This window comes from Streptomyces sp. NPDC097107, from assembly GCF_044762405.1.
GTDB lineage: Bacteria > Actinomycetota > Actinomycetes > Streptomycetales > Streptomycetaceae > Streptomyces > Streptomyces thinghirensis.
This window is the reverse complement of the sequence record NZ_JBIWEF010000005.1, coordinates 345,671-358,338: the sequence shown is the minus strand read 5'-3', so window position 1 is coordinate 358,338 and position 12,668 is coordinate 345,671. Positions and strand designations below refer to the sequence as shown.

At 73.0% G+C, this 12,668-nt stretch carries 9 protein-coding genes; 3 read left to right on the top strand and 6 right to left on the bottom strand.

Features of this window, described 5'->3' with window-relative positions; all coding sequences use genetic code 11:
* Positions 1 to 57 precede the first annotated feature (57 nt).
* The 3 genes from ACIQ1J_RS14335 to ACIQ1J_RS14325 are packed head-to-tail and all read right to left on the bottom strand — an operon-like array spanning position 58 to position 3,112.
* Entirely contained in the window at positions 58 to 1,347 is a 1,290-nt protein-coding gene (locus ACIQ1J_RS14335) for an ABC transporter substrate-binding protein (RefSeq protein WP_403557007.1), read from the bottom strand.
* Positions 1,347 to 2,180, bottom strand: coding sequence for a carbohydrate ABC transporter permease (locus ACIQ1J_RS14330; RefSeq protein WP_403557006.1), 834 nt, complete (start codon positions 2,178 to 2,180; stop codon positions 1,347 to 1,349). Before ACIQ1J_RS14330 ends, ACIQ1J_RS14335 begins: the two co-directional genes overlap by 1 nt.
* The gene (locus ACIQ1J_RS14325; protein WP_403557005.1) at positions 2,177 to 3,112 is read right to left on the bottom strand and encodes a carbohydrate ABC transporter permease; all 936 of its coding nucleotides are present in this window, start codon (positions 3,110 to 3,112) and stop codon (positions 2,177 to 2,179) included. Before ACIQ1J_RS14325 ends, ACIQ1J_RS14330 begins: the two co-directional genes overlap by 4 nt.
* A gap of 196 nt (positions 3,113 to 3,308) precedes the next feature.
* On the opposite strand from ACIQ1J_RS14325, the gene ACIQ1J_RS14320 reads away from it, so the two are divergent.
* Positions 3,309 to 4,172 carry a phosphotransferase enzyme family protein gene (locus ACIQ1J_RS14320; protein ID WP_403557004.1) on the top strand — a complete coding sequence of 288 codons (864 nt, stop codon included), beginning with the start codon at positions 3,309 to 3,311 and terminating at the stop codon, positions 4,170 to 4,172.
* A 40-nt stretch (positions 4,173 to 4,212) separates the two neighbouring features.
* On the opposite strand, the gene ACIQ1J_RS14315 is transcribed toward ACIQ1J_RS14320, so the two are convergent.
* Entirely contained in the window at positions 4,213 to 4,935 is a 723-nt protein-coding gene (locus ACIQ1J_RS14315; protein WP_403557003.1) for a 3'-5' exonuclease, read from the bottom strand.
* 110 nt (positions 4,936 to 5,045) lie between these two features.
* Positions 5,046 to 6,293, bottom strand: coding sequence for an SAV2148 family HEPN domain-containing protein (locus ACIQ1J_RS14310; protein WP_403557002.1), 1,248 nt, complete (start codon positions 6,291 to 6,293; stop codon positions 5,046 to 5,048).
* A gap of 367 nt (positions 6,294 to 6,660) precedes the next feature.
* On the opposite strand from ACIQ1J_RS14310, the gene glgX reads away from it, so the two are divergent.
* Entirely contained in the window at positions 6,661 to 8,790 is a 2,130-nt protein-coding gene (glgX, locus tag ACIQ1J_RS14305; protein WP_403557001.1) for a glycogen debranching protein GlgX, read from the top strand.
* A 144-nt stretch (positions 8,791 to 8,934) separates the two neighbouring features.
* Here the strand turns inward: glgX and ACIQ1J_RS14300 are convergent, their stop codons facing one another.
* Positions 8,935 to 9,882 carry a hypothetical protein gene (locus tag ACIQ1J_RS14300; RefSeq protein WP_403557000.1) on the bottom strand — a complete coding sequence of 316 codons (948 nt, stop codon included), beginning with the start codon at positions 9,880 to 9,882 and terminating at the stop codon, positions 8,935 to 8,937.
* A gap of 81 nt (positions 9,883 to 9,963) precedes the next feature.
* Here ACIQ1J_RS14300 and treY point away from each other — a divergent pair, with 81 nt between their 5' ends.
* Positions 9,964 to 12,390 (top strand): malto-oligosyltrehalose synthase, encoded by a 2,427-nt coding sequence (treY, locus tag ACIQ1J_RS14295; protein ID WP_403556999.1) that lies wholly within the window; start codon positions 9,964 to 9,966, stop codon positions 12,388 to 12,390.
* Positions 12,391 to 12,668: the final 278 nt, after the last annotated feature.

Sequence of the window (12,668 nt, the reverse complement as noted above, 5' to 3'; positions counted from 1 at the left end):
CCTGGCGCCGGGTGCGCAACGGGTTTTGGGTCTTCCGCCCGCCCGGCGCGAGCGCCGTCAGCGCTGGTAGCGGGCGAGGACGAGGTTTCCGTCCTTCTCCAGGCGGTCGTGCAGCTCTTCCATGCCGATCGCTCCGCTGTAGTACTCCTGGAGTGCGGGGGTGGCCACCTTGTCCTTCCACTCGGGATAGCCCCGGACGGACTGCGCGGGCGCCAGGCGCAGGTGTTCGGCGAGGGCGGTGCCCGTGGCCCAGCCGTGCTCGGCCGTGTGCAGGGCGGGGTCCCTCAGTGCCTCGGTTCCGGTGGGCAGCATCCAGTCGCCGATGGCGAGGCGCGTCATGTTGTCCGGCTGGAGGAGGAAGTCGAGGAACGCGGCGGCTTCCTTCTTGTGCGGGCTGTCCTCGGCGATCGACAGGGTCTGCGGGCTGACGCCCTGGGTGAGTCCGTCGGTGCCGGCCGGGGCGGGCAGCACCTGCCAGTCGAAGCCCTCGGGTGCCTGCTGCTCGATCTGCTGGCGGTAGGAGAACCCGAGCGGCACCATCGCGTACTTGCCCGCGAAGAAGCCGGGCAGGGTGTCGGAGCCGCCGCTGCCGAGGGTGGCGGAGGAGGCGCTGTGGTCCGTACCGACCTGGTCGTGGATGGTGCGGGGCACCACCTGGTCGCCCTCCTCGAACCGGACGGTGACCTTCCCGTCCGCGTCGCGGTGGAACAGCTGTCCGCCGGTGGACAGGGACAGGTTGAGCGTGGCGGACACGGGCTCCTTCAGCGGCCAGGCCACCCCGTACTTCCCGTCGCCGCTCAGCCGCTTCGTCACCTGCCGGAACTCCGCCCAGGTCCAGGGGCGTCCGGGCGTGGGAATCCGGACGCCGGGCTTCTTCAGCAGGTCGGCGTTGGCGATCAGCACGCGGGGTTCCTGGAGGAACGGCACACCGTAGACGCCGTCGCCGAAGGTGACGGTCTCCCAGCTGCGCTGCGGGATGTCCGACTTCAGCCGCTCGGACAGCAGGCCGGTCAGGTCGGCGAGGTAGCCGCCGTAGGCGAAGTCCGCGAGGTCGTCGGAGGCGTCGTGGATGATGTCGGGCGCCTCGCCGCCCTCGAAGGAGGTGAGGAGCTGGTCGTGGACGCTGTCCCAGCTGCCCTGGACGTACTCGACGCGCACGTCCGGGTGGGTGGCGTTCCACTCCCGCACCAGTTCCTTGTTGGCCGCCACGGACTCGTCCTGCCAGGCCAGGGACTGGAAGCGCAGGGTGATCCGGCCGTCGTCCGCTCCGCCGCCACCGCCCGCGCAGCCCGCGAGCAGCAGGGTGAGGGAGACGAGCAGGGTCACGATCCTCGTACGCGTCGTCATCAGCTCTTCACCGCCCCGGCGAGCATGCCGCCCGTGATCCGCCGCTGGATGAGTGCGAAGACCACCAGCGAGGGCAGCGTCGCGAGGAAGGCCGCCGCGGCGAGCGGTCCGAGGTCCGCGACGCCCTCCGCGCCGATGAAATGGGTGAGGATCACCGGCAGCGTCTGTTTCTCCGGTGTCTTCAGCAGCACCAGCGCGAAGAAGAACTCGTTCCACGCGGTGACGAACGCGAACATCGCCGTCGCCACGATCCCCGGCGCGAGCAGCGGCGCGGTCACCGAGACCAGGATGCGCAGCCGTCCGGCGCCGTCGACCGCCGCCGCCTCCTCCAGCTCGGCCGGCACGGCCCGGACGTACCCGGCGAGCATCCACAGCGCGAACGGCAGCGACCACACGACGTAGACCATCACGAGTCCCGGCACGGAGTTGATCAGCTGGAGGTTCTTCAGGACCAGGAAGAGCGGGATGATCAGCAGGACGAAGGGGAAGGCCTGGCTGACCACGACCCACCCGGTGGCCGCCTTGGTGAGCCGGCCGCGGTGCCGGGCCATGACGTAGGCCATCGGGGTCGCGACCAGCACGGCGATCACGGCGGCGCCGAGCGCGGCGAGCAGGGAGTTGAGGGCGGCCCGCAGCAGCGGCTGCTCGTCGAAGGCCTGCCGGAAGTTGTCGAGGGTGGGGTTCCCGGGGATCCAGGTGGGGTGGAGGCTCGCCAGCTCCTGCGGCGGTTTGAACGCGGTGGAGATCAGCCACAGGAACGGGAAGGCCAGGAAGACGAGGTACGCGAGCAGCGCGGCGTACTGACCCACGCGGGCCCCTGTCGAGGTCCTCATGCCTCGTCACCTCCCCTGAGCCGGCCGACGAGGAGGACGGCCAGCAGGATCGAGACCACGGCGACCATGACGCAGCCCATCGCCGCCGCGTAGCCGAACTGCCCGTAACGGAAGGCCTCCTCGTAGGCGAAGAGCATCGGCAGCCGGGTCCGGCCGCCGGGGCCTCCGTTGGTCAGCACGTAGACCAGGGCGAAGGCGTTGAAGTTCCAGATGAGGTTGAGCGCGGTGATGGCGAGCGCGACCGGTCTGAGGGCGGGCCAGGTCACCGTGCGGAAGCGGCGCCATGCTCCGGCGCCGTCGACCGCGGCGGCCTCGTGCAGCTCGCGCGGGGTGTTCTGGAGCCCGGCGAGCAGGGCGACCGTCGTCTGCGGCATGCCGGCCCAGACGCCGACGACGATGACGGCGGGCAGGGCGGTGGCGAGGCCGCTGAGCCAGTCGCGGCCGTCACCGAGGCCGAAGTCGCGCAGGGTCTCGTTGAGGATGCCCGCGTCCGGGTTGTAGACCAGCCGCCACATGATGCCGACGACGACCTCGGGCATCGCCCACGGAATGATCGCCAGTGCACGGGCCAGCCAGCGCAACCGGAGCTTCTGGTTGAGCAGCAGGGCGAGGCCGAGTGCGAGCAGGAACTGCGGCACCGTCACCCCGACGGCCCACACCAGCCCGATCCTGAACGACTCCCAGAACAGCGTGTCGTGCATCAGGTCCTGGAAGTTCAGGGTGCCGATCCACCGGGTGGGCTCCGTCCTGCCCGACTGGGCGTCGGTGAACGCCAGCATGATGCCGTAGAGCAGCGGTCCCACGCTGAGCACCAGGATGGGGATCAACGCGGGCAGCACCAGGAACCAGGCGCCGTGGTCGGGGCCGCGCCGTGGCCGGTCCGTACCGGGCGCGCGGTGCGCCGGCTTTCTCGACTCGGTCACCAATGTCACGTAATCAGCCCCTTTGCACGGCTCGAACGGGCCTGGTCATGGTCGTGAAGGCGCCGTGCCCCGTCAAGAGCCCGCGCACACGCTCCCACCTGTGCGAATGCGACACTGGCCGACGGATGGCGGGAACCCGGCGGACATGACGGGCACGACCGGACGACCGGCACCACGGACACGACCGACACGGAGGCAGGCGACGATGGACGAGGCACGGGCGCGGGAGGTGCTGGCCGCGGCGGGGGTGCTGCCCGGCCCGGCGCGGGAGGCGCGGCTGCTCGCCCTCGGCGAGAACGCGGTGTTCGCCGCCGGTGACCTGGCGGTCAAGGTGGGCCGCGACGCCGAACTCCTCGACCGGGCGCGCCGGGAACTGGCCGTCGCGGTGTGGCTGGAGGAGGCCGGTGTGCCGGCGGTGCGGGCGGCCGCCCCCTCCGCGCTGTTCGTCGAGGGGCATCCGGTGACCGTGTGGCGGCGGCTGCCCGAGCCGGTGCGGCCCACCGAGCCCCGGGACGTGGCCGCGCTGCTCCGGCTGGTCCACGCACTGCCCTCCCCCTCCTTCGAGCTGCCGCCCCGCGAACTGCTGGGCGGCGTGGAGCGCTGGCTGCGGCTCGCGGGCGACGCGATCGACCCGGCGGACGCCGCGTATCTGCGCGAGCGCCGCGACGGCTTCGCGACGGCCGCCGCCGCGCTCACCCCCCACCTGGCGCCCGGCCCGATCCACGGCGACGCGCTGCCCCGAAATGTGCACGTCGGTCCCGACGGACCGGTCCTGATCGACCTGGAGACCTTCTCCGCCGACCTGCGCGAGCACGACCTGGTGGTGATGGCGCTCAGCCGGGACCGCTACGGTCTGCCCGCCGAGGCGCACGACGCGTTCACCGCGACCTACGGCTGGGACGTGCGCGAGTGGGACGGCTGTGCGGTGCTGCGCGGCGCCCGGGAGACGGCCAGCTGCGCGTGGGTGGCCCAGCACGCGCCGAGCAACCCGAAGGCACTGGCGGAGTTCGAACGCCGGGTGGCGTCGCTGCGGGACGGGGATCCGACCGTGCGGTGGTATCCGTTCTGACCGCGCGTCGCCTCTGACCCCGCGTCCGTCCGGTGCCCGGTCAGACCCGTTCGTCGGCCGGTTCGCGCAGCGGCCACGTCCCGTCGACCACGGCCGTGGCGTCGCCCTTGCGGCGCAGGAAGCTCTGGAAGTCCGCCGCCCACTCGGCGTACCACTCGGTCTGGCGGTGGTGCAGGTCCGCCGGACCGAGGGACGCGACCTTGGGGTGGCGGCCGGCTATCGCGCAGGCCAGCTGGGCCGCGGCGAGGGCGTCGGCCGTGGCGTCGTGGGCGGCGTCGAGCGGGACGCCGTACTCCCGGCAGACCGCTTCCAGGTTGCGCTTGCCGCGGCGGTAGCGGTCGACGGACCGGTCGATGGTGTAAGGGTCGATGACCGGGGCGGGGTCCAGGCCGCCGAGGCGGTCGCGCAGGGACGGCAGTCCGTAGCGCCGCAGTTCGGCGGAGAGCAGGGTGAGGTCGAAGGCCGCGTTGTAGGCGACGACCGGGACGCCCGTCTTCCAGTAGGCCGCGAGCACACCGGCGACGGCGTCGGCGACCTGGTCGGCGGGGCGGCCCTCGGTGGCCGCCCGCTCATTGGTGATGCCGTGCACCGCCACCGCGTCCGCCGGGATCTCCACGCCGGGGTCGGCCAGCCACTCCCGGCGTCCTCGCGGCTCCCCGCCCATGACCTCGATCACGGCACCCGTGACGATGCGCGCCTCGCGCGGATCGGTGCCCGTCGTCTCCAGGTCGAAGCCGATCAGCAGCTCCCGGTGCCAGCCCATGGGCGGTCCCCCTTCTTGGTGCGTTCCCCCAGTGGTCCCCACCTTCCCATGGCCCACTGACAATCAGAGGATCGCATTCCGCTTACGCCCGCCCGACCCGGCGCCGGCGCTCACGACACGGGCCGCGAATCCGCCCACATCAGCTCGAACTCCTCGCGATAGGTGGGGAAAAGTCCGCCTTCGTCGAGCTGGTCCGACTTCACGACCTTGCCGCCGTTGCGCCCGTTCCGCAGGACGAGCACCGGCGCCTCCATCCCCCGCGTCCGGCGCAGATAGGACTGCACGACCGCGATGCCGTCGGCACCGTCCCCGTCGACGAGGTAGGCCGTGAAGCGGGGCGTCTCGTCGAAGACCTGGATCTCGAACGCGCCCGGGTCCCGCAGCCGGGAGCGCACCCGGCGCATGTGCAGGATGTTCATCTCCACGGCGCGGCTCAGTTCGCCCCGCTTGATGCCCAGTTCGCGCTCGCGGCGCTTGATGGCGCTGGAGGCCGGGTTCAGGAAGAGCAGCCGCACCCGGCCACCGGACTCGGCCAGCCGCAGCAGGCGGCGGCCGGAGAAGTTCTGCACCAGCAGGTTGAGGCCGATACCGAGGGCGTCCACGCGCCGCGCGCCGCCGAAGAGGTCCTCCGCCGGGAACTGGCGCAGCAGCCGCACCCGGTCCGAGTGCACGGCGACCACGTCGGCGTACCGGTCGCCGACCAGGTCCTCCACCGCGTCGACCGGCAGCCGGCGCGTGGACGGCACGTCACCGCCCGCGCCGAGGACCTCGAGGAGCCGGGCCGAGGCCCGCTCCGCCTGGTTCAGGACCGCCTCGGACAGCGCCCGGTTGCGGGAGACGACGTTGCGGGTGACCTCCAGCTCGTCCAGGGCGAGTTCCACGTCGCGGCGCTCGTCCACGTACGGCTCGAAGCAGGGCCAGTGCTGCACCATCAGCTCGCGCAGCTGCGGCAGCGTGAGGAAGCTGAGGACGTTGTCGTCGGCCGGGTCGAGCAGGTAGCCCTTGCGGCGGCTGACCTCGCGGACGGCGACGGCGCGCTGCACCCACTCCTGGCCGGCTGGCCCGGCCGCGGCGACCACCCATTCGTCGCCGTGGACGGGTTCGTAGACCGGCCGCAGAACGGCGGCGACGACCGCGCGCAGCCGCTGTTCGACGAGGTTGAGCCAGATGTAGGCCCGGCCCGCCCGCTGCGCACGGGTGCGCACCTCGTGCCAGGCGTCGGTGTCCCAGTCCAGTTCCGGACCGATCGCGCCCGCGCTCATCGGCCGCGCCAGGGACACCGCACCGGGCGGGACGTCCGCGGAGTTCCCCTGGTGACCGTCGTCACCAGGAGGCAGCTCCAGCCCTCCCGAGCCCACCCGCGCACCGCCTTCCGCTCCCCCGGAGCACTCCCGGGGAGACCCCGTCCCAACGATCAAGGAAGGGTACTCCGCGAGCGGTCCGCGGTGCAGCCCGATGGACGGGCCGGTTTTCCCAACATCCGTGATCCACAAGCCCGTTCCGGTCGGCCCGACACCGGGGAGTGAGCGGATTCATAGCGGTGACACGGCCCGGTACGGGGAAGGATCCCTCGCACCCCGCAGCGGGGCGCATGCGGCACAGAACGCCGAAGGGTGGGTAGGAGGACGTACGTGCTAGGTGGTCACCTCACTTTCGGGGAGACTTCCCGGAGACTCGGAGCCAAGGCGTCCGCACCGGCGCCGTACACCTGAAAGAGTCGTGTCCATGCAGGTCTGGCCTGGAGAGGCGTATCCACTCGGTGCCACGTACGACGGCGCCGGCACCAACTTCGCGGTCTTCACGGAGGCCGCCGACCGAGTAGAGCTGTGTCTGCTGCACGACGACGGTTCGGAGGCCGCGGTCGAGCTGCGGGAGAGCGACGCGTTCGTACGGCACGCCTACGTGCCGGGCGTGATGCCCGGGCAGCGGTACGGCTACCGCGTGCACGGCCCGTACGCCCCGGAGCGCGGGCTGCGCTGCAACAGCGCCAAGCTGCTGCTCGATCCGTACGCGCGCGCGATCAGCGGCTCGATCCAGTGGGGCGAGGAGGTGTACGGCTACCACTTCGGCGACCCCGGCCGGCGCAACGACCTCGACTCGGCTCCGCACATGATGTCGTCGGTCGTGGTCAACCCCTACTTCGACTGGGGCGACGACCGGCGCCCCCGGACGGAGTACCACCACACGGTGCTCTACGAGGCCCACGTGAAGGGCCTGACCATGCGGCACCCGGGCCTCCCCGAGGAACTGCGCGGCACCTACGCGGCCCTCGCGCACCCGGCGCTCATCGAGCACCTCACCGGGCTGGGGGTGACCGCGCTGGAGCTGATGCCGGTCCATCAGTTCGTCAACGACCACCGCCTGGTGGACATGGGCCTGAACAACTACTGGGGCTACAACACGATCGGCTTCTTCGCCCCGCACAACGCGTACGCGTCGTGGGGCGACCGCGGCCAGCAGGTGCTGGAGTTCAAGTCGGCGGTGAAGGCGCTGCACGAGGCGGGCATCGAGGTCATCCTCGACGTGGTCTACAACCACACCGCCGAGGGCAACCACCTGGGCCCGACGCTGTCCTTCAAGGGCCTCGACAATCCCTCGTACTACCGGCTGACCGACGACCCCCGCTACTACATGGACACCACGGGCACCGGGAACTCCCTGCTCATGCGCTCCCCGCACGTCCTTCAAATGATCATGGACTCACTGCGGTACTGGGTCACCGAGATGCACGTCGACGGATTCCGCTTCGACCTCGCCGCCACCCTGGCCCGGCAGTTCCACGAGGTGGACCGGCTGTCGTCGTTCTTCGACCTGGTGCAGCAGGACCCCGTGGTCTCGCAGGTGAAGCTGATCGCCGAGCCGTGGGACGTGGGCGAGGGCGGCTACCAGGTGGGCAACTTCCCGCCGCTGTGGACCGAGTGGAACGGCAAGTACCGGGACACGGTGCGGGACCTGTGGCGCGGTGAGCAGCGCACGCTGGCGGAGTTCGCGTCCCGGCTGACCGGATCGTCCGACCTCTATCAGGACGACGGCCGCCGCCCGCTGGCCTCGATCAACTTCGTCACCTGCCACGACGGTTTCACCCTGCACGACATGGTGGCGTACAACGACAAGCGCAACCACGCCAACGGCGAGGACAACCGGGACGGCGAGAGCCACAACCGGTCCTGGAACTGCGGGGCCGAGGGCGAGACCGACGACCCGGCGGTACTGGAGCTGCGGGCGCGGCAGATGCGGAACTTCATCGCCACCCTGCTGCTCTCGCAGGGCGTGCCGATGATCAGCCACGGCGACGAGTTCGCCCGCACCCAGCGGGGCAACAACAACGCCTACTGCCAGGACAACGAGCTGTCGTGGGTGGCGTGGCCGGACGGCGACGGCGACGGCGACGTCACCGCCACCGGGCTGCTGGAGTTCACCCGCGCGATGGTGTGGCTGCGCAAGGACCACCCGGTCTTCCGCAGGCGGCGCTTCTTCCACGGACGTCCCGTGGAGGGCACCCACGACGAACTGTCGGACATCGCCTGGTTCACCCCCGAGGGTGCGGAGATGACCCAGCGGGACTGGAACTCGGCGCGGGCGTCGGCCCTCACGGTGTTCCTGAACGGCAACGCGATCTCCGAGCCCGGCGCGCGCGGGGAACGCATCTCCGACGACTCGTTCCTGCTGATGTTCAACGCCTCGCCCAAAACGCTGGACTTCGTGGTACCGGTCGACCACGGCCGCCAGTGGGAGGTGATCGTGGACACCGCCCGCACGGAGGGGGCCCCCTCGGACACCGGCCCGAAGGTGCAGGCCGGGGACCGGCTGACGCTGGTGGACCGGAGCATGACGGTGCTGCAGCGGCCGGTCTAGGAGGCCCGTCCTGCGGCTTCATCCGCCGGTCGGGCCATTAGGGCACCGTGTTGCCGGAGCGGTCCTCCACACGCGCGTGGAGGACCGCTCCGCTGCCCGGCGCCGGGCGCGCCGCCAGGGCGATCACGCAGGCGAGCGCTGCGGTCACACGCGCCGCCGCGGACGCCGCGACCGGGCCGTGGGACTCGGCGAGGCGGCCGGTGACGGCGACCGCGAGGGCCTGACCGCCGACGATCGCGCTGGTCGCGAAGGCCATGGCCTCGGCGAGCCGGGCCCGCGGCACCGTCCGCTCGTGAGCGCGAACACGGTGATCAGGTGAGGGGCGCGGGCGATGCCCAGGACGGTGACCACCACGTACAGGCCGGTCAGGCCGTCCGTCCACAGCAGGAGCAACGACAGGGCGCACGCCGTCGCGGTGGCCGCCCACCGGCGCGCCCGCAGTCCCACCCGGGCGGGCAAGACGGCCATGGCGAGACCCGCGATCGCGCTCATCACTCCCCTCGCGGCGTAGACGAGCCCCGCCTGCTCCGGCTGCCCGAGCCGCTCGGTGAGCGCGGTGAGCCCCGCCTGGCAGGCCCTGAACATCGCCCTCCGGAGGGCGAGCGAGGCCCGCAGGGCGTGCACCGCGCGGGGCACGCGGGGGCGGCCGCGGAAGCCGCCCGGCGTGCCCGTCGCCCCGACGGCCGAGGTCGCCGCCGCGCGGGCCGTCGGATGCAGGGCGAAGGCGGTGCCGCACACCGCGACGAGTACGGCGGCGCCGGTCAGGGCGTACGCCGGGTGGGCGAGGATCGCCGCCAGGCCGACCAGGGCCGGGCCGACCAGGACGACGGTGCGCCGGCCGCGCCGGTCCGCGAGCCGGCCGACCAGCGGGCCGCAGGCGACCTGACCGAGGGCGAGCGCTCCGCCGGTCAGCCCCGCGACGGCCGGCGAGCCGCTCGTGCGGGCGACCAGCAGGACACTGCCGAACTGGATCGTGGCCGTCGGCAGCCGTCCCAGGAAGGACACCACCGGCAGCAGCGGCCCGGTCAGGTCGATCACCTCTCGGTACGTCTCCAGCGCGCCTCCCCGTCCGGTGTCCCCACTGCTCCCCATCGCTCGAAGCCAGCCACGCGCGCGTACGCCCGTGGAGGGGCCGATGACACGAAAGGCGGCGAGGCGGGTACGTAGGTTTCCATGACACCTGAGCGACCCGACCCGGCGGTGCCAGCGATCTCCACGGCCCCCACGGCCCCCACGGCCCCCATGACCCCTCTGGCCACGTATCGGCTGCAGTTGCAGCCCGAGTTCCCCTTCTCGGCCGCGGCGGCGGCCGTACCGTACCTGGCCTCGCTCGGCGTCACGCACCTGCATCTGTCCCCGGTCCTGGAGGCGGTGCCGGGCTCGCTGCACGGCTACGACGTCGTGGACCACGCGCGCGTGCGCGAGGAACTGGGCGGCGAGGACGGACTGCGGGCACTGGCGCGCACCGCGCGGAAGCACGGTCTCGGCCTGGTGGTGGACATCGTGCCGAACCACATGGCGATGTCGCCCCGGCACAACCGCGCCCTGTGGGAGGTGCTGCGGGAGGGGCCGAAGTCGCCGTACGCGCGGTGGTTCGACATCGACTGGGAGGCCCAGGGCGGCCAGGTGCTGATGCCGGTGCTCGGCGCCCCGGTCGGCGAGGTGCTGGACGAGCTACGGGTCGACGGCGACGTACTGCGCTACCACGACCACGCGTTCCCCCTGCGGGACGGCACCGGTGACCTGCCGCTGCCGCAGCTGCTGGACGCGCAGTGGTACCGCCCCGTGTGGTGGCGGCTCGCCCGCACCGACCTGAACTACCGGCGCTTCTTCAGCATCTCCGAGCTCATCGGCGTACGCGTGGAGGACCCGGAGGTGTTCGAGGCCACGCACGCCACGGTTCTGCGGCTGCTGCACGAGGGCGTGATCGACGGCCTGCGCGTCGACCACCCCGACGGCCTCGCCGACCCCGACACCTACCTCGGGCGGCTGCACGAGGCGAGCGGCGGCCGGTGGACGGTCGTGGAGAAGATCCTCGCGGACGGCGAGCGGCTGCCCGCCGCCTGGCCCGTCGCGGGCACGACCGGCTACGACGCGCTGCGGCACATCGACGGGCTCTTCACCGACCCGGCCGGGTACGGGGAACTCCTCGGCCAGTACCGCAGGTTCGCCGCCCCGCAGACGGACCGGGGCGGCGACTGGGCGGCGACGGTGCGGCGGGCGGCGTACAAGGTGCTCACGCACGAGCTGGCCACCGAGATGGACCGGCTGACCCGGGTGGCCCATCGCCTGTGCGTCGCCTCCCCGGACGCCGCGCTGCGCGACCGGGCGCCGTGGGCGCTGCGCACGGCGCTGCGGGAGCTGCTGGTCCGGCTGGAGGTGTACCGGCCGTACGCGTCGGTGGACGCGGCGGCGGTCGTCACCGAGGAGGCGGCGGACGAGGCGCGGCTCGCCTTCGCGGTGCCGGAGGAGGCCGGCGCGGTGGACGTCGTGCGGGGCCTGGTGCTGGGGCGGTTCGGGGACGGGCCGGAGCACGTGGAGTTCCGTACGCGGTTCGCGCAGACGGCGTCGGCGCTGCGCGCCAAGTCGGTGGAGGACACGGCGTTCTACCGCTACGTGCCGCTGCTTTCGGCGACCGAGGTGGGCGGGAACCCGGGGAGTCCGGCCCTGTCGCCGGAGGAGTTCCACGCGTACTGCGCGCGCGTGCAGCGCGACTGGCCCGCGACCGGCACGGTGGTCTCGACGCACGACACCAAGCGCAGCGCCGACGTGCGCGCCGCGCTGGCGGTGCTCACGGAGTGCCCCGAGCGGTGGGCGGACGTCCTCACGGAGGTCACCCGCACCGGCGAGGGCGTACCGGACGCGCAGCTGGCGTGGGCGGCCTGGCAGACGGTGTTCGGGCTGGGGCCGGCGGCGGGCGAGCGCGTGCGGGAGGCGCTGCTGAAGCATGTGCGCGAGGCGGGGATGTACACCAGCTGGACGGAGCAGGAGCCGCCGTACGAGGAGGCGGTGGCCCGGTTCGTGGCGGCGGGGCCGTGCGGCGCGCCGGGCGAGCGGGTGGTCGCCTTCCGCGACGCCCTGGAGCCGCACGTCCGGGCCAACGTCCTCGGTACGGCCCTGACGCACCTGACGATGCCGGGGGTGCCGGATCTCTACCAGGGCACGGAGGGCGAGTACCTGGCCCTGGTGGACCCGGACAACCGCCGTCCCGTGCGGTTCGGAGAGGGCGGCGAGGGCGGCGAGGGCGGTGAGAAGGGCGCGGTGACCCGGGCGGCGCTCGCGCTGCGGGCGCGGCGACCCGGCGCGTTCGGCGACGCGGCGACGTACGAGCCGCTGCCCGCCGAGGGTCACGCGGCGGCGCACTGCGTGGCGTTCGTCCGCTCCGGGGACGTCGTGACGGCCGTGACCCGGCTGTCACTGCGGCTGGCCGAGGCAGGAGGCTGGCACGGCACGACGCTGCCCCTGCCGCCGGGCCGGTGGGCCGACGCCCTGACGCCCGGGCGCGAGTTCACGGGGCACGCGCGCGTGGAGGACCTTTTCGCGGGGGTGCCGGTGGCGCTGCTGGAGCGGGTGGGGACGGAGGAGGGGGGCGGGGGCTGAGCGGCGGGGCGCGCCGTCCGCGCCCGTCGACTACGCGGCCGTGCCCCGGGTGACGTACTCGGCGCCGCAGACCGCGGCCGTGGGCCTGCCCTGTCGGACCGCGGACTGCGGACTGCGGACTGCGGACTGCGGACTGCACCAGCAGTGACGCGGCCGGCGGGGGGGGGGGGGGGGCCCGCCCCCCCCCCCCCCCCCCCCCCCCCCCCCCCCCCCCCACCAACCCCCCCCCCCCCCCCCCCCCCCCCCCCCCCCCCCCCCCCCCCCCCCCCCCCCCCCCC

Excerpts from the sequence above, each read along its gene's own strand:
- ACIQ1J_RS14330 (WP_403557006.1), bottom strand. The coding sequence starts at position 2,180 with ATGAGGACCTCGACAGGGGCCCGCGTGGGTCAGTACGCCGCGCTGCTC.
- ACIQ1J_RS14300 (WP_403557000.1), bottom strand. The coding sequence starts at position 9,882 with ATGGGGAGCAGTGGGGACACCGGACGGGGAGGCGCGCTGGAGACGTAC.
- ACIQ1J_RS14315 (WP_403557003.1), bottom strand. The coding sequence starts at position 4,935 with ATGGGCTGGCACCGGGAGCTGCTGATCGGCTTCGACCTGGAGACGACG.
- glgX (WP_403557001.1), top strand. The coding sequence starts at position 6,661 with ATGCAGGTCTGGCCTGGAGAGGCGTATCCACTCGGTGCCACGTACGAC.
- ACIQ1J_RS14335 (WP_403557007.1), bottom strand. The coding sequence starts at position 1,347 with ATGACGACGCGTACGAGGATCGTGACCCTGCTCGTCTCCCTCACCCTG.
- ACIQ1J_RS14320 (WP_403557004.1), top strand. The coding sequence starts at position 3,309 with ATGGACGAGGCACGGGCGCGGGAGGTGCTGGCCGCGGCGGGGGTGCTG.
- treY (WP_403556999.1), top strand. The coding sequence starts at position 9,964 with ATGACACCTGAGCGACCCGACCCGGCGGTGCCAGCGATCTCCACGGCC.